General features: G+C 60.9%; 24 protein-coding genes and 1 pseudogene. 11 read left to right on the top strand and 14 right to left on the bottom strand.

Features of this window, described 5'->3' with window-relative positions:
- Window positions 1–12: 12 nt before the first annotated feature.
- Window positions 13–1,212, bottom strand: a complete 1,200-nt coding sequence (locus C9E91_RS04250) for an FAD-binding protein (protein WP_107107125.1) — start codon at window positions 1,210–1,212, stop codon at window positions 13–15.
- On the bottom strand, window positions 1,209–2,648 hold the full coding sequence (locus C9E91_RS04245; protein WP_107107124.1) for an FAD-binding oxidoreductase: 1,440 nt from the start codon (window positions 2,646–2,648) through the stop codon (window positions 1,209–1,211). Before C9E91_RS04245 ends, C9E91_RS04250 begins: the two co-directional genes overlap by 4 nt.
- Before the next feature lie 122 nt (window positions 2,649–2,770).
- Here C9E91_RS04245 and C9E91_RS04240 point away from each other — a divergent pair, with 122 nt between their 5' ends.
- Window positions 2,771–3,667: a LysR family transcriptional regulator gene (locus C9E91_RS04240; RefSeq protein WP_107107123.1), complete on the top strand. Its 897-nt coding sequence runs from the start codon at window positions 2,771–2,773 to the stop codon at window positions 3,665–3,667.
- A 39-nt stretch (window positions 3,668–3,706) separates the two neighbouring features.
- A complete protein-coding gene (locus C9E91_RS04235) occupies window positions 3,707–4,270 on the top strand; it encodes an O-acetyl-ADP-ribose deacetylase (RefSeq protein ID WP_107107122.1) in 564 nt (187 codons plus the stop codon).
- On the opposite strand, the pseudogene C9E91_RS04230 reads toward C9E91_RS04235, so the two are convergent.
- A pseudogene (locus tag C9E91_RS04230) lies at window positions 4,271–4,618 on the bottom strand (LysR substrate-binding domain-containing protein); the annotation flags it as partial.
- Here C9E91_RS04230 and C9E91_RS20135 point away from each other — a divergent pair.
- Window positions 4,510–4,746, top strand: coding sequence for a zinc-binding dehydrogenase (locus C9E91_RS20135; RefSeq protein WP_107107244.1), 237 nt, complete (start codon window positions 4,510–4,512; stop codon window positions 4,744–4,746). The pseudogene C9E91_RS04230 and the gene C9E91_RS20135 sit on opposite strands and share 109 nt — an antisense overlap.
- Window positions 4,747–4,880: 134 nt before the next feature.
- On the opposite strand, the gene C9E91_RS04220 is transcribed toward C9E91_RS20135, so the two are convergent.
- Window positions 4,881–6,044 (bottom strand): adenosylhomocysteinase, encoded by a 1,164-nt coding sequence (locus tag C9E91_RS04220; protein ID WP_107107121.1) that lies wholly within the window; start codon window positions 6,042–6,044, stop codon window positions 4,881–4,883.
- A gap of 112 nt (window positions 6,045–6,156) precedes the next feature.
- Window positions 6,157–7,080, bottom strand: coding sequence for a LysR substrate-binding domain-containing protein (locus C9E91_RS04215; RefSeq protein WP_107107120.1), 924 nt, complete (start codon window positions 7,078–7,080; stop codon window positions 6,157–6,159).
- Between the two features lie 265 nt (window positions 7,081–7,345).
- Between C9E91_RS04215 and C9E91_RS04210 the strand changes: the two genes are divergently transcribed.
- The 3 genes from C9E91_RS04210 (at window position 7,346) to C9E91_RS04200 (ending at window position 10,226) form a co-directional block, all read left to right on the top strand.
- Window positions 7,346–7,843 carry an NUDIX hydrolase gene (locus C9E91_RS04210; protein ID WP_181316009.1) on the top strand — a complete coding sequence of 166 codons (498 nt, stop codon included), beginning with the start codon at window positions 7,346–7,348 and terminating at the stop codon, window positions 7,841–7,843.
- 99 nt (window positions 7,844–7,942) lie between these two features.
- The gene (locus C9E91_RS04205) at window positions 7,943–9,478 is read left to right on the top strand and encodes an inorganic phosphate transporter (protein WP_107107119.1); all 1,536 of its coding nucleotides are present in this window, start codon (window positions 7,943–7,945) and stop codon (window positions 9,476–9,478) included.
- Window positions 9,479–9,488: 10 nt separating this feature from the next.
- Window positions 9,489–10,226, top strand: a complete 738-nt coding sequence (locus C9E91_RS04200; RefSeq protein WP_107107118.1) for a 16S rRNA (uracil(1498)-N(3))-methyltransferase — start codon at window positions 9,489–9,491, stop codon at window positions 10,224–10,226.
- Window positions 10,227–10,267: 41 nt separating this feature from the next.
- On the opposite strand, the gene C9E91_RS04195 is transcribed toward C9E91_RS04200, so the two are convergent.
- Window positions 10,268–10,879 (bottom strand): LysE family translocator, encoded by a 612-nt coding sequence (locus tag C9E91_RS04195; protein ID WP_107107117.1) that lies wholly within the window; start codon window positions 10,877–10,879, stop codon window positions 10,268–10,270.
- Between the two features lie 244 nt (window positions 10,880–11,123).
- On the opposite strand from C9E91_RS04195, the gene C9E91_RS04190 reads away from it, so the two are divergent.
- From C9E91_RS04190 to C9E91_RS04180, 3 genes are all read left to right on the top strand, one after another.
- On the top strand, window positions 11,124–12,497 hold the full coding sequence (locus tag C9E91_RS04190; protein ID WP_107107116.1) for a glutamate--cysteine ligase: 1,374 nt from the start codon (window positions 11,124–11,126) through the stop codon (window positions 12,495–12,497).
- 134 nt (window positions 12,498–12,631) lie between these two features.
- A complete protein-coding gene (locus C9E91_RS04185; protein ID WP_107107115.1) occupies window positions 12,632–13,507 on the top strand; it encodes a DUF937 domain-containing protein in 876 nt (291 codons plus the stop codon).
- Between the two features lie 150 nt (window positions 13,508–13,657).
- A complete protein-coding gene (locus C9E91_RS04180; protein WP_107107114.1) occupies window positions 13,658–14,536 on the top strand; it encodes an aldo/keto reductase family oxidoreductase in 879 nt (292 codons plus the stop codon).
- A 29-nt stretch (window positions 14,537–14,565) separates the two neighbouring features.
- Here C9E91_RS04180 and C9E91_RS04175 read toward each other — a convergent pair whose 3' ends face one another.
- Both C9E91_RS04175 and C9E91_RS04170 read right to left on the bottom strand, forming a co-directional pair.
- Window positions 14,566–15,132, bottom strand: a complete 567-nt coding sequence (locus C9E91_RS04175; protein ID WP_107107113.1) for a dienelactone hydrolase family protein — start codon at window positions 15,130–15,132, stop codon at window positions 14,566–14,568.
- A gap of 177 nt (window positions 15,133–15,309) precedes the next feature.
- The gene (locus C9E91_RS04170; RefSeq protein ID WP_107107112.1) at window positions 15,310–15,609 is read right to left on the bottom strand and encodes a DUF1127 domain-containing protein; all 300 of its coding nucleotides are present in this window, start codon (window positions 15,607–15,609) and stop codon (window positions 15,310–15,312) included.
- Window positions 15,610–15,808: 199 nt separating this feature from the next.
- Between C9E91_RS04170 and C9E91_RS04165 the strand changes: the two genes are divergently transcribed.
- Window positions 15,809–16,762, top strand: coding sequence for a LysR substrate-binding domain-containing protein (locus C9E91_RS04165; protein WP_107107111.1), 954 nt, complete (start codon window positions 15,809–15,811; stop codon window positions 16,760–16,762).
- 33 nt (window positions 16,763–16,795) lie between these two features.
- On the opposite strand, the gene C9E91_RS04160 is transcribed toward C9E91_RS04165, so the two are convergent.
- The 6 genes from C9E91_RS04160 to guaB all read right to left on the bottom strand — a co-directional run bounded on the left by C9E91_RS04160 (window position 16,796) and on the right by guaB (window position 21,928).
- Window positions 16,796–17,347 (bottom strand): alpha/beta fold hydrolase, encoded by a 552-nt coding sequence (locus C9E91_RS04160; RefSeq protein WP_107107110.1) that lies wholly within the window; start codon window positions 17,345–17,347, stop codon window positions 16,796–16,798.
- Between the two features lie 59 nt (window positions 17,348–17,406).
- Window positions 17,407–18,060: a TetR/AcrR family transcriptional regulator gene (locus tag C9E91_RS04155; RefSeq protein WP_107107109.1), complete on the bottom strand. Its 654-nt coding sequence runs from the start codon at window positions 18,058–18,060 to the stop codon at window positions 17,407–17,409.
- Between the two features lie 191 nt (window positions 18,061–18,251).
- The gene (locus C9E91_RS04150) at window positions 18,252–19,133 is read right to left on the bottom strand and encodes a dienelactone hydrolase family protein (protein ID WP_181316007.1); all 882 of its coding nucleotides are present in this window, start codon (window positions 19,131–19,133) and stop codon (window positions 18,252–18,254) included.
- Window positions 19,134–19,281: 148 nt separating this feature from the next.
- A complete protein-coding gene (locus C9E91_RS04145) occupies window positions 19,282–19,704 on the bottom strand; it encodes an MAPEG family protein (RefSeq protein WP_107107108.1) in 423 nt (140 codons plus the stop codon).
- A gap of 145 nt (window positions 19,705–19,849) precedes the next feature.
- Window positions 19,850–20,440, bottom strand: a complete 591-nt coding sequence (locus tag C9E91_RS04140) for a hypothetical protein (protein WP_107107107.1) — start codon at window positions 20,438–20,440, stop codon at window positions 19,850–19,852.
- Between the two features lie 3 nt (window positions 20,441–20,443).
- Window positions 20,444–21,928 carry an IMP dehydrogenase gene (guaB, locus tag C9E91_RS04135; protein WP_107107106.1) on the bottom strand — a complete coding sequence of 495 codons (1,485 nt, stop codon included), beginning with the start codon at window positions 21,926–21,928 and terminating at the stop codon, window positions 20,444–20,446.
- A gap of 173 nt (window positions 21,929–22,101) precedes the next feature.
- Between guaB and C9E91_RS04130 the strand changes: the two genes are divergently transcribed.
- The gene (locus tag C9E91_RS04130; protein ID WP_107107105.1) at window positions 22,102–23,133 is read left to right on the top strand and encodes a helix-turn-helix domain-containing protein; all 1,032 of its coding nucleotides are present in this window, start codon (window positions 22,102–22,104) and stop codon (window positions 23,131–23,133) included.
- Window positions 23,134–23,244 lie beyond the last annotated feature (111 nt).

Below are 23,244 nucleotides of genomic sequence, written 5' to 3'. Positions count from 1 at the left end.
ATTCCATCCGCATCACCCCATCTTCCCCGGATTGAGAATCCCAGCAGGATCGAACTTTTCCTTCACGCGCGCCGACAGCAAAGCCACGGCCTCGGGCTGCGGCTGGAAGGCGGACGTCGTGGCGCGAGCGGCGGGCGTAGCACGCAGCAAAGTGGCGTGACCGCCGCCAAGCACATGGATATAGCGACGCAGCAATTCACCCTCCGGCTCTGCCTCCATGCGCATCCAGACCAGGCCGCCCTGCCAATCATAATAGGCGTCGACGCCAGCCTCGAGGCGCAGCGCTGCGACGAGCTGGTGACCAATGCTAGGGGCGACGGAAACGCGCCAGACAGGGCGCATCGTGTCGTCGGCGTAGGGCTTCACATTGCGGATTTCACGCCAGAGACGGTGGCTTTCGGCTTCGGCAAGTCGCGCGACTGGGCCAAGTCGACGCATCGCGGCGGCCAGCTTCTCCGCCCTCACCGAGACGGAGCCAGCCAAACCTTCGACGCGCAACGCCGTCGCCGCTCCGTCCGGCAACCCGCCGTCCAGAAGCGTCCAAGTGACGGTCAGCGGCAAATGCGCAGCACCCGACACATCGACAGGCAACGCCATGGCGGCCGCCATGACATTTGCCGCCTCGGCATCGTTGAGGCCGGAAACGATGATCGTCTCCTCCGTCTTCGGTCGCGGCGGCACCCGGAAGGTGACTTCCGTCAGGAGACCGAGCGTACCGTGCGAACCGGCCATCAGCTTGACAAGATCAAGGCCGGTGACATTTTTCATCACGCGCCCGCCGGCCTTGATGATTTCGCCCTTGCCGTTGACGAAGCGAACGCCGAGCAGGCTGTCGCGTGCGGCGCCGCTTACGAAACGCCGCGATCCGGAGATATTTGCAGCGAAAACGCCGCCAATCGTCGGCTCGCCATCGGTCGCCATCAACGGCCGGTGGTCCATCGGTTCGAAGGCCATCATCTGACCGTTCTCAGCCAACACCGCTTCGATATCGGCAAGCGGCGTCCCCGCTCGCGCGGTCATCACCATCTCGCCCGGATTATAGGCGATGATACCGGTAAGTTCACACGAACATAGCGTGGCCTCCGCGGCAACGGCATTGCCGAAACCGGCACGGGTGTTACCGCCGACTATGGCCAATGCCGCGCGGCGCGCAGCGTGATCGCGGATGATGGCGGCCGCCTCGTCTTCCGTCTTCGGCAAAAATTCTCTCATACGGCGTTGCGACCATCCAGCGGGAAGACTTTAGAGGGATTGAGGATCCAGCCGGGATCGAAGGCAGCGCGCACCGACATCATCTGGGCGAGATCGGCCTCGGCATATTGGTGCCGCATCAGGTCGCGCTTCTCGATACCGACGCCATGCTCGCCCGTCAGGCAGCCGCCGGCATCGACACAGAGCCGGAGAATATCGTTGCCGGCTGCTTCCGCCTTGGCGGCATCCTCGGGATCATTGGCGTTGAACAGGATCAGCGGATGCATATTGCCGTCGCCGGCATGGAAGACATTGGCGACACGCAGGCCGTAGCGATCGACGATTTCGGACGTCTTCTTCAGGACATAGGAGAGCTGGCTGAGCGGCACCGTGCCGTCCATGCAGATATAGTCGGCAATGCGGCCGGTGGCGCCAAAGGCGGATTTACGTCCCTTCCAGATCAGCGCCGCTTCAGTCGCCGACTGGCATTCGCGCACCGTCTTCACCTGATGAGTACGGGCGATCTCGACGATACTTTTCAGCATGTCGTCCATCTCCGCTTCCGACCCCTCGACCTCGACGATCAGCAGCGCGCCGACATCCAGCGGATAGCCAGCATGGGCGAAAGCCTCGCAGATTTCGATCGCCGGCTTATCCATGAACTCGATGGCGACGGGGATGATGCCGGCGGCAATGACATCGGCAACACAGGCGCCCGCTTGCTCCGATGTGTCGAAACCGAAGAGAACTGGCCGCGCGCCTTCCGGCTTGGCGATCAACCGCACTGTCGCCTCAGTGATGATGCCAAGTTGCCCCTCAGAGCCGCAGACGAGCCCCAGCAGGTCATAACCCGCCGTATCCAGGGCCTTGCCGCCGAGATCGATCACCGTGCCATCGGTCAATACCAGCTTGACGCCCAGCAGATTGTTGGTGGTGACGCCGTATTTCAGGCAGTGCGCGCCGCCGGAATTCATCCCGATATTGCCGCCGATGGTGCAGGCGAGCTGCGAGCTCGGGTCGGGCGCGTAGAAAAATCCGTCCGCTGAGACGCTTTCGGAAATATGCAGATTGGTGACACCGGCCTGCACGGTCGCCGTGCGGTTGGCGAGATCGACGTCGAGAATGCGGTTCATCTTGGAAAGGCCGAGCACGACGGCATCTTCCTGCGGAATGGCGCCGCCGGAGAGCGACGTGCCGGCACCACGCGGCACGACGGGAATGCCGTAGCGATGGCAATATTTCATCACAGCCGCGACTTCGGCCGTCGAGCGCGGCAAGGCGACGGCGAGCGGCATGCGGCGATAGGAAATGAAAGCGTCCGTCTCGAAGGGCATGAGTTCGCGCGGCTCATGAACCAGACATTCCGGGGGCAAGAGATCAATAAGATCTGCGACGATCTCACGGCGGCGGGCAAGGACATCGGCGCGCGGCGCCAGAAATGAAATGGCCTCTGCCATGGCGTTCTCCTCTTGCACCCGAATATGGACGCCCCTCTTTTTAACGCCATATCATGCTTACCACTTTCCCGAAATTGGCGTAAATGACAAGCATTTATGCCAAAATAGGAATAAATTGCACCATGACCAATCTTGGGGATCTCGAAATCTTTGCCAGTGTCGTTACGACCGGCAGCATGTCGCTCGCCGGCCGCATACTCGGCTTTTCGCCGGCGGTGATTTCCAAGCGAATCAAACGGTTGGAAGATCGGCTCGGCACACGGCTTTTGCAGCGCACGACGCGGCAGATTTCGCTTACGGAGGCTGGCCAGGGCTTTTATGACCGGGTGCTTGCCATCCTCGCGGGACTGGAAGAGGCTGAGGCCTATATTGCCGGCCGGTCCGCGCAGATGCAGGGCACGCTGAAGATTTCCGCCCCCACATCGTTCGGCCGGCTGCACATCGCCCCGCACCTCAAGACGTTCATGCAGGCGCATCCGGATCTGGCGATCAATCTGACGCTGACCGACGAATTCACCGACATCGTCGGCGGTGGCTACGATCTCGCCATCCGCATTGCGGAGCTCACCGATTCCAGCCTTGTTGCCCGGCGCCTGGCGCTGGTGCGCCGCGTGCTCTGCGCCTCGCCAGCCTATATCGCTGCCCATGGCATGCCGGAGGATATCGATGATTTGCGGCGCCACACCTGCTTGCCGCCGCACAATCATGACCCCTGGCGGCTGGACGGACCGAAGGGCCCGCTGACCTTTCGGCCGGAAGGCAAGCTGATCACCAATTCCAGCGAGGTGATCCGCGAAGCCGTCATTGCCGGCCTCGGCATTGCGCTGCGCTCCACCTGGGATGTCGGCCCCGAACTCAAGGACGGGCGTCTGGTGCAGGTGCTGCCGGCCTATGAAGGCTCGCACAGCGTCACGCTCTCGGCCGTCTATCCCAGCCGCCAGTTCCTGCCGGCAAAGGTGCGCGTCTTTATCGATTTCCTGGCGGAACTTTATGGACCGGTTCCCTATTGGGAACGATAGCCGGCCACAACCTCACCCTAGAGATTGGAGAGTGTCATCATGCCCGCTTTTGAAACCATCCGCTCCGATCTTTCCGCGGTCTCGAATACACGCTTCACCATCATCCTCGGCGACATCACCAAGCTGGACGTCGATGCCATCGTTAATGCAGCAAACAGCAGCTTGCTTGGCGGCGGCGGCGTGGATGGCGCCATCCATCGTGCCGCCGGGCCGGAACTGGTGGCGGAATGCCGGATGCTGAATGGCTGCAAGACCGGACAGGCCAAGATCACTAGGGGATATCGCCTGCCGGCAAAACATGTGATCCATACGGTCGGCCCCGTCTGGAATGGCGGCGGGCGTGGCGAGCAGGATTTGCTCACAAGCTGCTATCGCAACAGCCTCAGCCTTGCCATGGATCACGGTCTCAAGACCATCGCCTTTTCGGCCATCTCTACCGGCATCTATCGTTTCCCTGTCGAGCCCGCAGCGATGATCGCGACACGCACCGCTGTTGCCGAGAGCATGCGCGGCGGTTTTAGTGAGATCATTTTCTGCTGCTTTGGCGATGAAATGGCTGGCATCTACGACCGGCTACTACCTGGGGCGCTGGCGAAGGCTTAGTCAGTTCGCCAACCGTTCAATCACCAGATCCAACAGTGCCCGCAGCCGTGCGAGCCGCTTGAGATCGCGGTGATAGCCGACCCAGGTATCGCGACCGGGCGGGGTTTCGCCGATGTCCACCCGCTCGATACCGGCGATCGCGTCGCCGAGAGGGCGGGGCAAGACGGCGAGGCCTGCGCCCCGGGCACAAAGTGTTGCCTGGACATCCCTGTTGTTGCTGCGCATCGCCACTTCTGCCTTTGGAAGCACGCGCTTCAACCAGGCAACATCGGGCATGCCGCCGAAGGCTTCATCCATGGTCACCAGCCTTGCGCCCCCGCCATCGCCTCGACGCGGATGCTCGGACCCGCTCGGCCGGCAAGATCGTGCCCAGGCTCGATCCCCACCGTTTCACGCTCGCCGATGTCGACAAGGCGCATGCCCTGATCGAGAACCGCCAGGCGCACGGGAAAATCGTTGTAGATGTGAATGGTTGATGCGGGAGGTGCCGTGTGTCGGCGAGATCACATGCGTCCTTGCCTACCCCGCCCTTGCGAAATCTAGCACTTAGCCTGCCGGCCAAATGCTGATTTCGCTTTCCCACTCGCCAAGGGCGGGATCGGCTTCGGGCTCATCTCGCCAGATCGAGATAGGCCGATGCCACCATGGCGTCGATATCCGCCGGTACGGGAATGACGCAGGACTCTTTGCCGAGACCGCCCTTTGCCACACGCTCCAGGCAGCGGGATTGCAGCGCAAAGCCGAGATCCATGGATTCAACGGTATTGCCGAGCGGGCGCGGGCCGGCGAGGTTGGCCATGTGGCCGGCGCCGAGGATGTGGAAAGAGCGTCCGTCCCGCATGCGGATGGTCTCGATATGCTCGGCCTCATAGCGATCGATGCCTGCAACATCCGGACTGTTTCGGAAGGCGGCGACATCGATCTCATGCGGGAAATGGCCGCCGTTCATCAGGATCGCGCCATCCTTGATCAGCGGCAGGTCCGCCGTGGTCACGATACCGGGATAGCCGGTGACAGTAATGAGGATATCGGCGGAGCGGATCGCCTCGGCGCGCAGCGGCGTGACGAAGCCGTCCAGATGCGCCTCCAGCGTCGTCACGGGATCGATGTCGACCACGCTGACCGTCGCATAAGCGTTGCGGAAACAGGCCGCCGTGCCCTTGCCGCAGGCGCCATAGCCGAAGACGGTGACGCGCTTGCCGTTGGTGGAGCGGTTGGTGAAGCGTAGATAGCTCTCGAACAGGCTTTGGCCGACCGCGTGCTTGTTTTCGGCGAACTGCTTGATCGGACTGTCATTGATGACGAGGATCGGCATGGCCAGCCTGTCGCGCATCTGCAGCAACCGCGTGCGGCCCGAGGTCGTCTCTTCGGTGCCGCCCAAGAGGTTGGCATAGGGCCTTTCGGCGGCGCGCGCAAAGAGATCGCCGCCATTATCGAGCAGCAGATCCGGCTTTTCCGCCAGGATGGCATCGAGGCTGGCGCCGTGCTCGGCGGCATCGGTGGTCTGGGTGGCGAAAACGGCGATGCCCTGCGCTCGCAAATAAGAGACGGTTTCCGGCTGGGTGCTGTTGAGATTGCCGGTGCAGACGAGGCGTGCGCCGCCGGCCCGCAGCGTCGTCAACAGCGCCACCGTCTTCGGCTCGAGGTGAATGCCGGTTCCGATCGTCAGACCGTCAAAGGGTCTGGTCTCGCGGAATTCCGCTGCCGTCGCCGCCAGCAGTCGGCAGCTTCGGGCAACCCAATCAATGCGGGAAAGAGAGGAAGGCTGGTCCATAACGCACTCCTGGCGGCGGTCTGTCATGCCTTGATCTCACATAGGAAATGACAGGCCGTCTATGGACATTAAAATGAGCGATAGGGCAGAAAAAGTGCCATAGGCACGAGGCTTATCTCGCCCTTGGCGGGATAGGCTCAGCGCCTGCCTTGACTAGCCAATCGGCCAGCCTGACAAAAGCCGCGTCCTTCGCATCGCCGCTGCGGATGCTGAGGCTGTATCCGGCGGGTCTTTGGATGAAGCCAAAGGGCGCCACCAGCAGGCCGCGATCGATATCGTCACCGATGGCCGTGCGTGGGACGATGGCGACGCCGACGCCGGAGCGGGCGGCGCCGATCGCCAGAAGCAGATCCTCGAATTCGCGAGTACGGGCGAAGCGGATGGGCGCGTGGCCGCTCTCGGCAAACCAATCATCCCATAGGCGGGGGGCGGAACGGCTGGTGAGGGCGACGGCGGTCGCAAGGGCCTCCACCCCTGCGGCAAGGCCGAGACGGGCGGCGAGGTCCGGCGTCGCCACCGGGCCGAATTCGTCTTCCATGAAACGGATAGCAGTGATGTCAGGCGTTGGCCGATATTCTCCGCCCATGATCACGGCGTCGAGATCGGGATGGCGCTCCAGTGGCTCAACCACCGCCATCGGGATGATATCGACATCGACGTCGGGAAGCGCTGCTTGCAAATCCGCAACACGCGGCATCAGCCACCAGACGGCGAAGGCGGAAGGGACGCCGAGGCGCAGTGTCCGGCGCTCACCGGCCACAAGCTCGGCCGAAGCTCGCGCCAAGATGCCGAAAGCGATTCCGACTGAGTCGGCGAAGGCCCTGCCCTTCTTCGTCAGGACGAGGCGGCGGCCATCGCGTTGGAACAAAATTATACCGAAAAATGTTTCAAGCACGGCAAGTTGCTGGCGTACGGCGCCACGCGCGACGCCCAGTTCGTCAGCCGCTTTTAAAATGCTACCACGACGGGCAACGGCATCAAAGGCGCGCAGTGCGTTCATCGGCGGAAGGCGTAGCAGCGGAGAACGTTCGGACATAACGGAGATTTAGCTTATTTTCCGGTAAGATAGGAAGAAGGTATAGGGTGACTGCGCTATCTGCGGCATATTGAAAGCATTCGATGTCGCTATCAGCATAGTCGCTGGCGAATATCAGAGACCGCTTCCTCACATTTTTATCTATTGAGCACTGAACGAAAGTGTGTGGAAATACCATATAAAGTCATATGGAATGCACAATTTTTCCATGTAATGCTAATATGAGACTGATTCTAAACTCGAACTTTTAAAGGTGACCCGACCCTTGGCCATTCTCGCCCGTATCGCAAATGATGTGCAGCTCATGTTTCGGCGCCCGCCGCGACAGCAATATGCAGCGCTCTGCTATCGAGTGAGAAAGAAGACGGATGAGTTGGAAGTGCTGCTGCTGACCAGCCGCGATACCGGCCGCTGGGTCATTCCCAAGGGCTGGCCGATGCCGGGCAAGCTGTCGCATGAAGTGGCCGCCCGGGAAGCCTTCGAAGAGGCCGGCGTACGCGGCACCGTGGAAACCGATCCGCTTGGCGCCTTCAGCTACGACAAGGTGCTGAAGGACGGCATCCAGGTGCCTTGCCGGGTTCAGGTCTATGCGCTCGACGTCAGCGATCTCGCCAAGAATTTCAAGGAAAAGGGCGAGCGCACGATCGAGTGGGTTTCCTGCAATGAAGCGGTCAAACGCGTCCGTGAGCCGGAGTTGCGCGACATCATCCTCGCCTTCGAGCTGCGGATGACGACAAGACTTGTGACAGCAGCGGCCAAATAGGCCGTAACATACTCCCATCACACTATACTGAAATAATTACCAGACATTGCGCGGCCTGCCGGGCAGCGTAAAATTATATATTTCGACTCAGAGAATGGCATGCCCGACCGACCGGCGAAACTGACAAAAAGGACGCTAGACAAGGATCTCGACAAACTCACCTATGTCGAGGATGCGGCCTATCATGTCACGAAACGGCTGGTCGCTCCCGGTATCGGCCTGGTCTTCCTTGGCCTTGCAATGATCTTCGCCGGCATCAACGTGCTGAACCAGACGGGCGCGACGCTGGCAATCGCCGCCGTGGCACTCGCCGGCTACATGGCCATGAATATCGGCGCCAAGGACGTCGCCAACAATGTCGGCGCGGCGGTGGGGGCGCGTGCCATCACCATGACGCAGGCCCTGGTCATGGCGGCGATCTTCGAAATTCTCGGCGCCGTCATCGCGGGCGGACCGGTCATCAAGACCATCTCCTCGCATATCATCGATACCGACCGCATCATCACCAGCGGCAAGCTCGCCTGGCTGATGATGGCGGCACTGCTGGCCGCCGCGCTCTGGATCAACTTCGCGACTTGGCTGAAAGCACCGGTTTCGACCACGCACACGATCGTCGGCGCCGTCGTCGGCGCAGGGGCTGCTGCCGTCGGGCCGGAGATGGTCAATTGGCGCGTATTGGGAGCCATCTCCGCCGGCTGGGTCGTCACCCCTTTCCTCGGCGGCACGATCGCCGCCGGCATTCTGTTTTTCATCAAGACCTTCATCATCTATCGCAACGACAAGATCGCGGCCGCCAAATACTGGATTCCCATTCTGATCGGCCTGATGGCCGGCGCCTTTACCGCTTATCTGGTTCTGCAACTCGCGCCCAAAGACACCGTCGCGGGCTTCTCGACCATCGCGATCGGCGTCGTAGTCGGTTTGGCGATCTGGTTTGCTGCCAGGCCGCTGGTGGCGGCGCAGTCTGTCGGTTGCGAAAACAAGAATAGCTCGCTGCGTAAGCTGTTCCGCCTGCCGCTGATCTGTTCGGCGGCGCTGATGTCCTTTGCGCATGGCGCCAACGACGTCGCCAACGCCATCGGCCCGCTGGCGGCGATCATACGCAGCGTCAGCCTGGGAAGCAGTCTCAGTGTCGTTGGCGGTGCAGCGGGATATACCGCGCCCTATTGGGTCGTACTGATCGGCGGCTGCGGCATTTCCGTCGGGGTGCTGCTTTACGGTCCGCGCCTCATCCGCCTCGTCGGCGAGCAGATCACCAAGCTCAATCCGATGCGGGCCTATTGCGTGGCGCTCTCGGCGGCTCTCACCGTCATCGTCGCCTCCTGGTTCGGCCTTCCCGTCAGCTCCACCCATATCGCCATCGGCGCGGTCTTCGGCGTCGGCTTCTTCCGCGAATGGTACACCAGCCACTCGAAGCGCCGCCTCGCCTATATGCGGATGAAAGCCGAGGCTTCAGGCATAACATGGGCCGAGATGGTGGAAGCCGACGAGCACAATCCGGACGAAATCCATCGCCGACGCCTCGTACGCCGCTCGCATTTCATGACCATCATCGCCGCCTGGGCCATCACCGTGCCGGTCTCGGCCATGCTTGCAGCCGCGGTATATTGGGCTATGGTCGCGCTCTTCATTTAAGGGATTACCCATGCGCGCCAATTTCCGCATGCAGCGGCTGTTCGTGGTTTCGGATATCAAAGCGAATATCGGCATCGAGGCCGATCGCGATCAATTCAACTATCTCGCCAATGTGCTGCGCATGGAGGACGGCGCCGAGCTGTTGATCTTCAACGGCCGTGACGGCGAATGGAAAGCCAGCGTCTCCTTTCCCTCCCGCAAGCGCATCCTGCTGACGCCTAACGAGGAGACGCGGCCGCAGCCCGCCCCTTCCGATCTGCACTATCTCTTCGCGCCGCTGAAGGTCGGACGGCTCGACTATCTCGTGCAGAAGGCGGTGGAGATGGGCGCCGGCCTACTGCAGCCGGTGATGACGCAGCACGTGCAGGGCAAGATCACCAATCTCGACAAGCTCAAGGCCAATGTCATCGAGGCGGCCGAGCAATGCGGCATTCTCGGCGTCCCCGACGTGGCGGAGCCCGTAAGGCTTGCCGATCTCCTGGCACGCTGGCCGAAGGAGCGCCGCATCATCTATTGCGACGAAGGCGATGCCGGCCAGAACCCTCTGCCGCTCCTGGCAAAGGTCAAAGAGAAACATCTGGCGCTGCTGGTCGGTCCGGAGGGCGGGTTTTCGGAAGAGGAACGCGCTCTGCTGCACAGCCTCGATTTCGTCACCGCCATTCCCTTGGGGCCACGGATATTGCGCGCCGATACGGCAGCGGTGGCGGCCATGGCCGTCATTCAAGCGGCGATTGGCGACTGGAACTAGCTCGCTCGCCTGTATGACTGTGAACGTGCGCCGTCTGTTTTTCAACCCGCTAGCGCGAGCGCGGTCGTGATGACCAGCATAGCCGCCAGGGCAACGTTTACGATGCGCGAAATGGTTGGGTTCTGGAGGAAGCGGGACAGCGAGGTCCCGACCAGAAGCCAGCATAGGTGAATGACGACAATCATCCCGCTGAGCAGCGTTATCTTGATGACCGCATCCAGCGTGCGCTGATCCTTGAAAAGGCTGACCCCCGCGAAGACGGCAGCGATCGCCAGATAGGCCTTGGGATTGGTGACCGCCAATAGGAAACCGCCGGTAAAGGCGGGCGTCGCGACTTGATCACCGCGGCCAGCGAGCGGCGGAGCCGTGGCGATCCTCAAGGCCAGGTAGGCGATATAGGCTGTAGAGACGGCGGTAAGCGCCGACGCGCCGTACGGCACTGACAACAGGATTGCGACGACGCCGACCGCAACAGCCAGCAGCACGACAACCGTACCGGCGATGAGCCCGCAGACGTAGCCGATCGACCTACGGAAACCATAGGCGGCGCCAACCGCCGTGGCGCTGATGGTGGATGGACCGGGGCTGCCCATGATGACCAGAGATGCCAGAAGCAGCGTCAGGATCGGATAAAATACGGTCTGCTCGAACATCGATATGCCCTTCCGTCATCAGTGGAACGGCAAGACTATTTCGAACGCCGGTTGGGCGTCTTGAACGCTTGTGCAAGCGTGCAGGCATCAGCCGCCACTACAGCGTCGCTTCCAGGTCCCAAATCCTATTTTTTTGAACTGCTCTTGAAAGAAATTCACTTGCACCGTACCTCATTCCGCGTCAATCACGCTTCCTATTGGCTTGCGGCTTGCGCGGGCCTCCTTCCGAGATCAAGGTAATACCATGGCGCGCGATACCACCGACCAGACTCCGCTCTCTTCGGTCTCGGACATGACGGCCTATTTGGCGGCCGGCAGCAAGCCGAACGAGCAATTCCGCATCGGCACGGAACACGAAAAATTCGTGTTCTTCCGGGCCGACAACCGCCCTGTGCCTTATTTCGGCGATGCCAGCATTTCCGCGCTCTTGAAGGGCCTGCAGGAAAAGTCCCACTGGGAGCCGATCATGGATGGCGACAACATTATCGGGCTGGGCGAGCCGACCGGTATGGGCGCGATCTCGATCGAACCCGGCGGCCAGTTCGAACTGTCGGGCGCGCCGCTCGAAACCATTCATCAGACCTGCAAGGAATCGAACCAGCATCTGGCGACATTGCGCGAAATCGCCGAGCCGATGGGCATCCGCTTCCTCGGCATCGGCGGCAGCCCGAAATGGACGCTGGCCGAGACGCCGCGCATGCCGAAATCGCGTTACGACATCATGAGCCGCTATATGCCAAAGGTTGGCACAAAGGGCCTCGACATGATGTACCGCACCTGCACCATCCAGGTGAACCTCGACTTCTCTTCGGAAGACGACATGCGCCGCAAGATGCGCGTGTCGATGAAGCTGCAATCGCTGGCGACCGCGTTGTTTGCCTCCTCGCCCTTTACCGAAGGCAAGCCGAACGGCCTCTCCTCCTGGCGCGGCGACATCTGGCGCGATACCGACAACCGCCGCAGCGGCCTGCTCGACTTCACCTTCCGCGACGATTTCGGCTTTGAAGACTATGTGAAGTGGGCACTCGACGTTCCCATGTATTTCGTCGTCCGCGACGGCCGTTATCACGACTGCACTCACGTCACTTTCCGCCAGTTCATGAATGGCGCGCTGAAGGGCGAGATCGCCGCCTGGGAGCCGACGATGGGCGACTGGACGAACCATCTCTCCACCCTCTTCCCCGATGTGCGCCTCAAGCGCTTCCTGGAGATGCGCGGTGCGGACGGCGGCCCCTGGCGCCGCATCTGTGCACTGCCGGCCTTCTGGGTCGGCCTGCTCTATGACGACGCTGCACTTGCCGCGGCCGACGAGTTGACCAAGGATTGGACCTTCGATGAGGTCAACGCACTGCGCGATATCGTGCCGGTGCAGGGCCTGAAGGCGGACATCAAGGGCCATAAGCTGCTCGACGTGGCGCGCGAGGTTGTCGGCATTTCCCGCGATGGCCTGAAGAACCGCGCCCGTGTGAATGGCGACGGCCAGGACGAAAGCGTCTTCCTGGCGCCGCTCGACGAAGTGCTCGCCAAGAAGGGAACGCTCGCCGACGATCTGCTGATGCTCTATCACGGCCGCTGGAATGGATCGGTCGAGCCGGTCTTCGAGGAATATCAATACTGACAGCCGGCTTCGGCCTGGATTGTTGCGGCGCACACTGTCAGAAACCGGTATGCGCCGTTTTTTTTCCCGCTATACTACCAGAATTGCACGCTTTCTGATTCCAAAGCGGCATGATTGCGGGGAAAGGAACTTCGATGCTGCCACTCTTCGACATGATGATGCAGGCACAGAACGGTGCTGCCACGGAGGCGATGGCCAAGCAGTTCAACCTCGCGCAGGAACAGGCGACGAAAGCCATGGCGGCGCTGATGCCCGCCTTTTCCTCGGGGTTCAAGCGCAGCGCGACGAACCCCTATAATTTTATGGGCGTGATGCAGGACATCACCTCCGGCAACTATGCCAAATATTTCGAGGATATGAGCAAGGCCTTCACGCCCGAGGGCATTGCCGACGGCAATACCGTACTGGCCCGTCTGTTCGGCTCCAAGGACATGTCTCGCGCCATTGCCGCGCAAGCAGCGCAGATGACCGGCATCGGCCAGGAAATCTACCAGCGCATGCTGCCCGTCATGGCCGATACGCTGATGGGCGGCCTGTTCAAGGAAACCAGCGGCCAGATGCCTCAGATGGCCAATCCTTTCCTCAACACCGCAATGGGCGAGATGATGCAGAATTGGCTGCAGACCATCGGCTTTGCGCCGAAACAGCAGCCGACGCCGCAGGCGAGCATCTTCGATAACCCGTTCACCCAGGCGATGGAACTGATGTTCGGCACGCAGCCGGTCGAGCGCGAAAAGCCCGCTGCTGCCAATCCTTTCCTCGACAATCCCTTCGCCAAGGCGTTCCAGGATATGATGCGCAACTTCCCCATGCCCGCCGAGCCGCCGAAGGAAGCACCGAAAGCCAAACCCGCCGCTGCGCCTGGTGTCGATATGGCCGCCTATACCGAGATGTTCAACGCCATGTTCGACAGCGGCCTGGAAGTGCAGAAGAGCTATCAGAAGAACATGGAATCGATCTTCGATAGTTATATGCCGACGGGCGATAAGCCCGCTCCGAAAAAGGGCTGACCGGGACATATTTCCCGAGCCGCGAGCCGGTCCGCGCGATTTTGCCAACAAGTCGACTGTTCGTGATTCCGCACAACCCGTGCGGATTACACCCCGTTTTCATACACTCCGACGGCCTCTATCTCTATTTCATCTTCAAAGGAGATAGTCATGTCCAACATCGATCAATCCAGCAGCTTTACCCTCGGCGATCGCCGCGTCAAACGGCTCGGCTACGGCGCCATGCAGCTCGCAGGTCCCGGTGTGTTCGGCCCGCCAAGGGATCATGATACAGCCATCGCGGTGCTGCGGGCAGCGGTTGCGGCCGGCGTCGACCATATCGACACCAGCGATTTCTATGGTCCACATGTCACCAACCGGCTGATCCGCGAGGCGCTCCATCCTTACAGCGACGATCTCGTCATCGTCACCAAGATCGGCGCCCGCCGCGGCACTGACGCGTCATGGCTTCCGGCCTTCTCCCGCGAAGAGCTGATCCAGGCCGTGCACGACAATCTCCGCAATCTTGGTCTGGACGTGCTCGACGTCGTCAACCTTCGCATCATGCTCAATCCACATCATCCCACCGAAGGGTCGATCGAAGCGCCTTTGACGATCCTGGCTGACCTGCAGCGGCAGGGCCTGATCCGTCATATCGGGCTGAGCAACGTCACGGCCAAACAGGTGGCGGAAGGCCGGAGGATCGCCAAGATCGTCTGCGTGCAAAACCAATATAATCTGGCGCATCGGGCCGACGACGCCCTGATAGATGAGCTTGCCCGCGACGGGATCGCCTATGTGCCGTTCTTTCCGCTTGGCGGGTTCACCCCGTTGCAATCCTCCACCCTCTCGGATGTCGCCGCCCGCCTCGGTGCCACGCCCATGCAGGTGGCGCTCGCCTGGCTCCTACATCGTGCCCCGAACATCCTGCTGATCCCCGGCACCTCCTCTATCGAGCACCTGCAGCAGAACCTTGCCGCCGCCGGGCTCGGGCTGCCCGATCACGAGATCGCGGAGCTCGACCGGATCGCAGACGCCAGCGCCGACTGAACTGATATGCCCGCTCTTGGAAGGGAACTTTAGAGAGCGTCGAGAAAGCGGATGACGCGGCTCCATGTGAGATCGGTCGCCTTGGCATCGTAATCGGGCAGGCTGGCGTCGGTATAGAGGTGTCCGGCGCCTGGATAGGTAAAGACATCGGCTGCGATCTTCGACCGTACGGCTGCCGATCGCCATGCGGCGACATCTTCCGCAGGCTCGAAACGATCCGGATCGGCAAGATGGACCTGCACGGGCAAGCCCTCACGAGGGTTTTCCGGGATTTGGGCAATGCTGTGAAGGAAGAGCACGCCGGCGGTCTGGGGCCGCTTCGGCCAAAGACTTGCCGCAACCGCCGCGCCCATGGAAAATCCACCCAGGACCGTTGATGGCGGCAGGCCGGCCATCGCCCATTCCGCCCGCTCGCAGATGGTCGGCCAACCGATCTCATCCTTCAGTTCGAAGCCTTCGTCGATCGAGCTTGCAACCCAACCATCATAAAGATCGGGCGCGAACGCCTTGTGACCCGCCGCCTGCAAGCGCTCGACAGCGTCCAGTTCGAGAGGACTCAACCCATAAACGGAATGGAAGAGGATCACCGTCGCCATTGTCACAGACCTCGCATCTCAGCCAGGTGCTAACATAAGGCATTTGAAAGACATGGCAATTTCCCGGCCGTCCTTCGTCTCCCAAAAAGAAAAAACCCGGTGTCGGTTGGGAACCGAACACCGGGTAAGAGGCAGGGCTTATTGGCTATCACCCTGCGGGGAAACGTTTAGTCGGCCTCAAAGACGGAAGCTGGTAAGGCCGAAGGAGCGCGTACGGCGACGCGCAGAGTTGGTCAGATGGCTGGACGGGTCCTCGAAGAAGGTCGAAGTATTGAGCGCCGCCGTGACGTCGAGGCGGGTCAAGCCGATGTCCTTCAATTGGCTGTCATTCAGCTCATGCAGATAATTGATCTCGCGGCGGTTGCGGAGTGCTCGCCAGACGGATGCCATCTTATCGAAAGCAAGCGTCAGACGTGCCGTCAAGGGCAACGACGGCCTTGCGTGGCCGAGATGTAGTGTCCGATCTGTCGTGCGCATTTCAATGGTCCTTTCTTTCAGGCACACGCTGGCCAAGCCCCTTCCCGGAAGTCCGGAGAAGGAGCGTGGTTTGGGAGGAATTCGGCAGGAGTTCTGTCGATTGGTATGCTGATTTGCATTAGGAAGATGCCAAAGCCCTATTGATCAGTCCAACGAATGTTTCTAATGATAATTATCAAACTCCTTTATAGGTGAGATCATGGCCGCGCCGCTTGATATCGATCAGTTGCAGACCTTCATCGCCATCGTGGATTCGGGCAGCTTCACCAAGGCCGCCGACCGGGTCTTCAAGACGCAGTCGGCGGTCTCCATGCAGATGCGCCGGCTGGAGGAACGCGTCGGCAAACAGCTTTTCATCAAGGACGGCCGTGGCAACCGGCTGACGGCGGAAGGCGAAAAGCTGCTCAACTATGCGCGCCGCATCATCCGCCTGAACAATGAGGCGATTGCCGCCTTCGACGACAACAGGCTGGAAGGCACGCTGCGCATCGGCACGCCAGACGATTATGCCGATCGCTACATGCCAGAAATCATCGGCCGCTTCGCCAAGACGCATCCGAACGTCGAGCTCTATATCGTCTGCGAACCCTCGGTCGATCTCGCCGAACGCATGCATCGCGGCGAGCTCGATATCGCGCTGGTCACCCACAATCCGCGCGAAAGAATGTCCGATGTCGTGCGCACCGAGCCGCTCTGCTGGGTCGGTTCGGCCAATCATCCACTGCGCGACGATGCGCCGATTCCGCTCGCCGTCGGGCGGCGCGACTGTCAGTGGCGGCAGCTTGCCTGCGCAGCACTCGACGCCGGCGGCCGCGACTACCAGATCCTGTTCACCAGTTGGTCCTGCACGGTGGTTGCCGCTGCGGTGCTTGCCGGCATGGCGGTATCGGTCATGCCGGAATCGGCGCTCCGCACCGGCATGAAGGTGCTGAGCCAGGCGGATGGCTTCCCGCCACTGCCGCCAGTGCAGATCGGCATCATGAAGCGGCCGGGCCTCTCGGTATCGCTGATGAACGCTATCACCGCCCACATCTCCGCGTGCCTCGACAACATCACGCCGGCTGTGGTCGACGACGATCTCGACGGCGATGTAAAGACCTTCGCGCGCTACCATCCGCGCCTGCGCGCGGGGCATATCCTGCCGGGTTGGTGATTTCAGAAGTCGGGCGCGAACCCTGCGCTCGGCTTAGCCCATGGAACGGATGTCTCGCGCGACGTCGCTCATATCGTTGTTGAGCTGGTGATCCCTGTGGTCGAACACGCGGATCACAGCGTGCGGAATTGCTTTCGCATAGAGCTGAACATGGGCAGTCGGCACCACGTCGTCATCAGCGCCATGATAGAAATAGATGGGAACGCTGGGCGGAAGGCGTTCTGAAAAGTCCTTGCGACCACCGATGTCATCGCTCGGCCAGCCACCTTCACCGATGAAGGGTGCAGCGATGATAAACAGCCCTCCGAGCCCGGCTTTCGGTGGATGTTCGGCAAGCACATGGAGCAAAATAGTCCCGCCGATCGAGTGGCCGACGAGGAGCACCCCGTCCTCCAGCGAACCGAACTCCCTTATCAGCGCAGCCCTCCAAGCCGAATAGTGGGGATCGTCCTCGCCGGGCATTTGGGGATAGCGGACGGCATAGGTTTCGCCGAGTTCGCGCTCAAGGCACGCCACAAGCTTGCTGTCCCAGCGGGCGTGAGCGCCTTCGCCGGCTCCTTGAACGAAGAGGACCTGCTTAGCCATGGAGGCATTTTATTCTATGGATAGAGACCGGTGCAAGACCAGCGCTGTTCTAGGCGCACCTAGTGCCTGTTGCCGATTGCCACGCTGCTCGGCTCGGCAAACAGCGTCGTGCGGATCACCTGTTTCCATTCATTGAGCATGCGGATGGCAAGGCTCCTCTCGCTCATGATCGCGAGGCGGACGGAGGCGCCGATGAGGTGGCTGAAGAATTGGGCGCGAGCCTGCAGGTCTATTTGACTGTCGGCGGGAATGTGGGCTTCGATGCCCTGCAAGAAGATTTCGGCGACGCGATTGCTGTGCTGAATGTTCAGCTTCATAAGATCCTGATCCATCTCCGTCCCCAGCCACACGCCCATATAGGTCGGATCGCCGCGGAATTCGCGATAGTACCAGTCGACCATGCCGCAGACGAGATCGATGGCATGATCGAGGGATTTGACGGCGACGAAGACTTCCGCCGTCTTTTCCTGGACGAGAACGGCGTGGCGGTCGAACAGCGCAGTGACGATCGCAGCTTTCTCAGGAAAATATTGGTACACGGAACCAATCGGCACGCCCGCCACCGCGGCGAGTTCCGTCATCTTCATGGCGCTGACGCCTTTTTCGGCGATTAGTCGCGCGGCAGCCGATAAGATGACATCGACACGGTGGATGCTGCGTTCCTGCTGGGGCTCCTTGCGGAATTTGATGCGGTCGGGTTTGTCCGGGCTCATGAATTTCCCATTTTATTGTTCACTCGGAGCGACGCCGGGGCGTAAGGCAGCTTATGTCATAGGCATATTCAATGCGCGTAAAAGGGAAAAGTTCAATTTTAAGTGTTAAGTATTGTTAAGGTCGCAATAGAGCAACAACGGCTGGAGGATACCTTCCGCCGTTGTCACGTCCAGTCCTTGCTACCCGCGCTCTAGGCTAGATACTTTTTCAGGAAATCAACCGTCCGGCCCCAGGCGAGATCGGCGGCCTTCTTGTCGTAGCGGGCAGCCGAGGTGTCATTGTTGAACGCGTGGTTGGCGCCGTCATAGACGAAGATTTCGAAGGTCTTGCCGCCGGCCTGCAGCTCTTTCCGATAGGCGTCGATGCCGGCATTGGTGCGATCGTCGAGGCCGGCATAATGCAGCATCAGGGCGGCTTTGATGTCGGGCACATCGGCCGCGGCGGGCTGCATGCCGTAATAGGCAACGCCGGCCTTCAGCTCCGGTGATTTGGTGGCGAAACGGTTGATGACACCGCCGCCCCAGCAGAAGCCGACCGCGCCGACCTTGCCGCTGGAGCCGTCGAGCTTGGCGAGATAGGTTAGGCTTGCTTCGGCATTGGCAACCGTTTGCGCGGCGTCGAGTTTGGTGAACATCTCGCGCGCCTTGTCCTCATTTTCCGGCGTTCCGCCGAGCGGCGACAGGAAGTCCGGCGCCAGGGCGATGAAACCTTCCAACGCCATGCGGCGGGCGACATCGCGGATATGCGGGTTGAGGCCACGATTTTCATGAATGACGATCACGCCGCCGAGCTTTTCGCCCTCGCCCTTAGGTCGGGCGAGATAGCCCTTCATTTCACCGCCGTTGCCAGCATAGGTGACGTCTTTCGTCTCCAGACGGCTATCATCGGCGGCAATGATCTCGGCGCTTGCCTTGTTGGCCGCAAGCAACGGCGCGATCACGGCTGCGGCCCCCGCCGAGCCTGCGAGCTTCGTCAGCTTTTCCATGAAACCACGGCGATCGAGCGTCAGATGCGTGTATTCGTCATAGGCATTGATCATCGCCTGCGTCACGATGGGCTTATCTATGCTCATGGTGTGTTCCTCCTTATCTTTCCCCGGCAGCCAGCGTCCCAAGGCTCGGCTTCCGAGGACAAGATAGGTCAGCGGAGCGAGGTACGAGGGTCAAGGAAGAACACAAATACGTTATCGCAGGTTGCTTTCCGCGACAATGCAAGTCCGATCAGGAGAACACCATCCAGACGGCAAGCCAGGCCCACATGCCGGCAAGGGCAATATAGCCGAGCGCGAAGAGCGGGCTGCGGTAGCGCAGATCGTTGCTGGTGACATGGACATAGGCATGAGCATAGCGCGAGGCGACGAAGATCCAGGCCAGGATGACCGCAGGCAGATTATCGGCTTGGGCGACGAACAGCGCGATCGAGCAGGCATGGAAAAGGACGGGGAGTTCGAACTGATTGGCGATGCTGTTGCGCACAACCAGGCTTTCGGCCGGCTCATCGGCGGCATGGTTCTCGCGAAACTGCGAGCGTTTGATCTTGCCCGCTTTCACCGCACTTTGGCGGCGCAGGCCTAGCAGCGCATAGAGAATATAGACAAGCACCGCATGGGCCACCATGGGCCAGAACATTTCATAGCCGGTCACGCCGCCAACTCCTTAGAGCAATTCCCGGAAAAGGGCGAAGCGGCTTTCCGTCCGGAATTGCGTAAAAACAAAGGGATAGAGCGGGAAAGCGATTCCGTGAAACGCTGAAACCGCTCTAGGGATTGCTGAACGGCAGAACGCCCGCTCAGGACGGCTTGGAACCGTCCGCAGACAGGTAGCGAAGAATCGCGAAACGGGCCAGTAGAATGATAGTGATGACCAGCGAGAGGAACTTTAGCCGCACGACGATCGGCAGCAGGCCGGCGAGCAACGTCACTGTGGCATCCGATGGCGCGGCCGGCGGATAGAGCAACAGGCCGGCGATATTTTCGGCATAGTCCATGACGCCGTAGAAGACCGGCAGGCAAAAGATCAGGGCAATCACCGCAGGCGAGATCGGCCGCTTGAAGAAAGTGCCGCCGGGGCCAACCAGCCGCAACAGGCAAAAGAGCAGACCGGCCAGCACCAGCGGAAAGATGAGTTCCGGCCCGAGATACATGGAATGCAGGATAGCGGCCGGATCGGGATGATCCTTGAGGTAGCGCTGCATGGCGATGACATCATCGCGCTCATAGCCGCCGATGCGCGCATCGAGCATCTGCTCGCCGGCCGCGGCATCCCTGAAGGCTCTCACGAAGCCGGCATAGATCCAGGCAAAAAGCGCCAGGGAAAGAGCCGCAAGGATCGCCGTCAGGCCCTGCAAGGACCTGACGTCACCCTGAGCGTGATCGGCCATCGATCAGCCGCCAGCGCCCGGATAGTTCGGGCTTTCGCGCGTGATCGTGACGTCGTGGGCATGGCTTTCGCGCAGGCCCGCGCCGGAGATGCGTACGAAGGTGGCGCGCTCCTGGAACTCCTTGAGATCGGCGCCGCCGACATAGCCCATGGCAGCCTTGAGGCCGCCCGCGAGCTGATGCAGCACGCCCGAGACAGAGCCCTTGTAGGGCACTTGGCCTTCGATGCCTTCCGGCACCAGCTTCAGGGTGTCGCGCACCTCGGCCTGGAAGTAGCGATCGGCCGAGCCGCGCGCCATGGCGCCGACGGAGCCCATGCCGCGATAGGCCTTGAAGGAGCGGCCCTGGTAGAGATAGACCTCGCCCGGGCTTTCATCCGTGCCGGCGAGAAGCGAGCCGACCATGGCGGCCGATGCGCCGGCGGCGATCGCCTTAGCGAGGTCGCCCGAGAACTTGATGCCGCCATCGGCGATGACCGGGATGTTCTGGTCCTGCGCGGCCTGAACTGCCGACATGATGGCGGCAAGTTGCGGCACACCGACGCCGGCGACGATACGGGTCGTGCAGATGGAACCCGGGCCGATGCCAACCTTGACGGCATCCGCACCGGCATCGATCAGCGCCCGCGTGCCGTCATAGGTGGCGACATTGCCGGCCATGACGCGGACGGAATTGGAGAGCTTCTTGACGCGCGTGACAGCGTCGAGAACACGCTGCGAATGGCCATGGGCGGTATCGACAACCAAAAGGTCGACGCCGGCCTCGATCAGGCGCTCGGCGCGCTCATAGCCGTCGTCACCGACGCTGATGGCGGCAGCGGCGCGAAGGCGGCCCTGCGCATCCTTCGAGGCGTGCGGGTTGAGCTGCGACTTCTCGATATCCTTGACCGTGATCAGGCCGACAAGACGGCTATCGCCATCGATGACCAGCAGCTTTTCGATGCGGTGCTTGTGCAGCAGGCGCTTGGCCTCCTGCTGCTGGACGCCGTCCTTGACCGTGACCAGGTTTTCGCGGGTCATCAGCTCGTAGATCTTTTGCGAAGGATCGGAGGCGAAGCGGACGTCGCGGTTGGTGAGGATGCCGACGAGGCGGTGCGACTTTTCGACGACCGGGATGCCGGAAATGCCGTGCGCCTTCATCAGGCTGAGTGCTTCGGCAAGCGTCGCATCGGGGCCGATCGTGACCGGATTGACCACCATGCCGCTTTCGAACTTCTTGACCTGCCGGACCTCTTCCGCCTGTTCGATCGGCGTCAGATTGCGGTGGATAACGCCCATGCCGCCGGCCTGGGCCATGGCGATAGCGAGACGGCTTTCCGTCACCGTGTCCATGGCAGCGGAGAGGATCGGCAGGTTGAGTTCGATGTCCTGGGCGATGCGGGTGGCGATATTCGTCTGGCCCGGCATGACCTCGGAGTGCCCCGGCTGCAGGAGCACGTCGTCGAATGTCAGAGCATCCAACCCGGTTGACGTTTCAATGATGCGTGCCATGGCCAATTCCTTCGTCTGTGAAAAACAGGAAAGCCCGGAACGAATCGTCTACCGGGCGATCTTGCAAGTGTTGCTTGGAAGTTGGCGAGGGCTGGTAACACGTCTATGACAGGAAGGGAATAGGGAAAACGCGCCCGGCCAAGATGCCAACGCTTTCAGAAAGAGATGACCGGATGCCATTCATCCCGCTTTCCTTTGTCGTCGCCATCCTGCTCCTCATCTTGTTCGTCACAGTGATGAAAAGCAGCGATGAGTCAGCGTCGATTGGGAGAGCACCTAACGCCCCCTTTCTTGTATTGATCCTGCTGAGCGCTTTCCAAGCCTTTCTCTCAGGGTTGCGCTGGGGATACGGCATCGAGGAAGTGATGTATGTCGCCCCGGTGGGCGCCGCCCTCGTGCCACCATTGGTCTATTGCGGTGTAGCCAAGCTGGTCCAGAAAAGCGGCGTCTCCTCCGGCGCCCGTCTCGGCCTGCATGCGATCCCTGCCATCCTTGTCGTTTTGCTGATGACTGTCTGGCGAAGTGCGATTGACGTGGTGCTGCCTGCAATCTTCATCGGGTATGCCGGAGCGATCCTGCTTTTGATGCGATCAGGACCAGACGCTCTGAGGCGAACCCCGTTCGAGAGTGCGACATCAGTCTATCGGGCGCTGATTTTCGCCGCTGTGACGCTACTTCTGTCGGCCGCCCTGGATCTGTTGGTGTTCCTGGATTTTTCCTGGACCCAGGGCAGGCATGCCCCAGCCATGGTGGCGATCGGCAACCTCCTCGCGCTGATCATACTGTCGATCGCCAGCGCCGTGGCCGTACGCGGCCGGGCACCCGCCGAAACCGACGACGTGAAGCCTCCTGTCGACGAGCCGACCGACAAAGAAACACTCGGCGCAATTCGGTCTCTGATGGAGACAAAGCGGGTCTACCGCGACCCAGATCTCAATCTCGATCGCCTGGCGCGCAAAGCTGTCCTTCCGGCCCGGCAGATTTCGACGGCGATCAATCGCACCACCGGCAAGAACGTTTCCCAGTTCGTCAACGATTTCCGCATCGCCGATGCATGCCGGCTACTTGCCGACACGGACAAATCCGTAACCGAGGTGATGTTTGAAGTCGGTTTCCAGACCAAATCCAATTTTAATCGCGAATTCCGCCGAGTGACTGACATGACACCGGTGCAGTGGCGACAGACCCGGCCAAATCCCACCTGAGCCGGCCATCCTGACGTACAAGATCGCGATTCGGTACGACCAGAAACGTGTTCGAGGTCGAGATCAGGGCCGAAGCCGCCCTTGGTGACGCTATGAAAGCGCTCACAAAGG

The sequence above is a fragment of the Rhizobium sp. SEMIA4064 genome, from assembly GCF_003025035.1.
Taxonomy (GTDB): domain Bacteria; phylum Pseudomonadota; class Alphaproteobacteria; order Rhizobiales; family Rhizobiaceae; genus Rhizobium; species Rhizobium paranaense.
The sequence above is the reverse complement of the archived record's forward strand: the minus strand, read 5'-3'. Positions and strand labels throughout refer to the sequence as shown.

Coding starts and splice junctions, on each gene's coding strand:
- C9E91_RS04200 (WP_107107118.1), top strand. CDS start 9,489: ATGCGCGCCAATTTCCGCATGCAGCGGCTGTTCGTGGTTTCGGATATC.
- C9E91_RS04180 (WP_107107114.1), top strand. CDS start 13,658: ATGTCCAACATCGATCAATCCAGCAGCTTTACCCTCGGCGATCGCCGC.
- C9E91_RS04170 (WP_107107112.1), bottom strand. CDS start 15,609: ATGCGCACGACAGATCGGACACTACATCTCGGCCACGCAAGGCCGTCG.
- C9E91_RS04160 (WP_107107110.1), bottom strand. CDS start 17,347: ATGGCTAAGCAGGTCCTCTTCGTTCAAGGAGCCGGCGAAGGCGCTCAC.
- C9E91_RS04195 (WP_107107117.1), bottom strand. CDS start 10,879: ATGTTCGAGCAGACCGTATTTTATCCGATCCTGACGCTGCTTCTGGCA.
- C9E91_RS04220 (WP_107107121.1), bottom strand. CDS start 6,044: ATGGACCAGCCTTCCTCTCTTTCCCGCATTGATTGGGTTGCCCGAAGC.
- C9E91_RS04240 (WP_107107123.1), top strand. CDS start 2,771: ATGACCAATCTTGGGGATCTCGAAATCTTTGCCAGTGTCGTTACGACC.
- C9E91_RS04215 (WP_107107120.1), bottom strand. CDS start 7,080: ATGTCCGAACGTTCTCCGCTGCTACGCCTTCCGCCGATGAACGCACTG.
- C9E91_RS04245 (WP_107107124.1), bottom strand. CDS start 2,648: ATGGCAGAGGCCATTTCATTTCTGGCGCCGCGCGCCGATGTCCTTGCC.
- C9E91_RS04175 (WP_107107113.1), bottom strand. CDS start 15,132: ATGGCGACGGTGATCCTCTTCCATTCCGTTTATGGGTTGAGTCCTCTC.
- C9E91_RS04250 (WP_107107125.1), bottom strand. CDS start 1,212: ATGAGAGAATTTTTGCCGAAGACGGAAGACGAGGCGGCCGCCATCATC.
- C9E91_RS04190 (WP_107107116.1), top strand. CDS start 11,124: ATGGCGCGCGATACCACCGACCAGACTCCGCTCTCTTCGGTCTCGGAC.
- C9E91_RS04185 (WP_107107115.1), top strand. CDS start 12,632: ATGCTGCCACTCTTCGACATGATGATGCAGGCACAGAACGGTGCTGCC.
- C9E91_RS04165 (WP_107107111.1), top strand. CDS start 15,809: ATGGCCGCGCCGCTTGATATCGATCAGTTGCAGACCTTCATCGCCATC.
- C9E91_RS04150 (WP_181316007.1), bottom strand. CDS start 19,133: ATGAGCATAGATAAGCCCATCGTGACGCAGGCGATGATCAATGCCTAT.
- C9E91_RS04235 (WP_107107122.1), top strand. CDS start 3,707: ATGCCCGCTTTTGAAACCATCCGCTCCGATCTTTCCGCGGTCTCGAAT.
- C9E91_RS04140 (WP_107107107.1), bottom strand. CDS start 20,440: ATGGCCGATCACGCTCAGGGTGACGTCAGGTCCTTGCAGGGCCTGACG.
- C9E91_RS04130 (WP_107107105.1), top strand. CDS start 22,102: ATGCCATTCATCCCGCTTTCCTTTGTCGTCGCCATCCTGCTCCTCATC.
- C9E91_RS04155 (WP_107107109.1), bottom strand. CDS start 18,060: ATGAGCCCGGACAAACCCGACCGCATCAAATTCCGCAAGGAGCCCCAG.
- C9E91_RS04205 (WP_107107119.1), top strand. CDS start 7,943: ATGCCCGACCGACCGGCGAAACTGACAAAAAGGACGCTAGACAAGGAT.
- guaB (WP_107107106.1), bottom strand. CDS start 21,928: ATGGCACGCATCATTGAAACGTCAACCGGGTTGGATGCTCTGACATTC.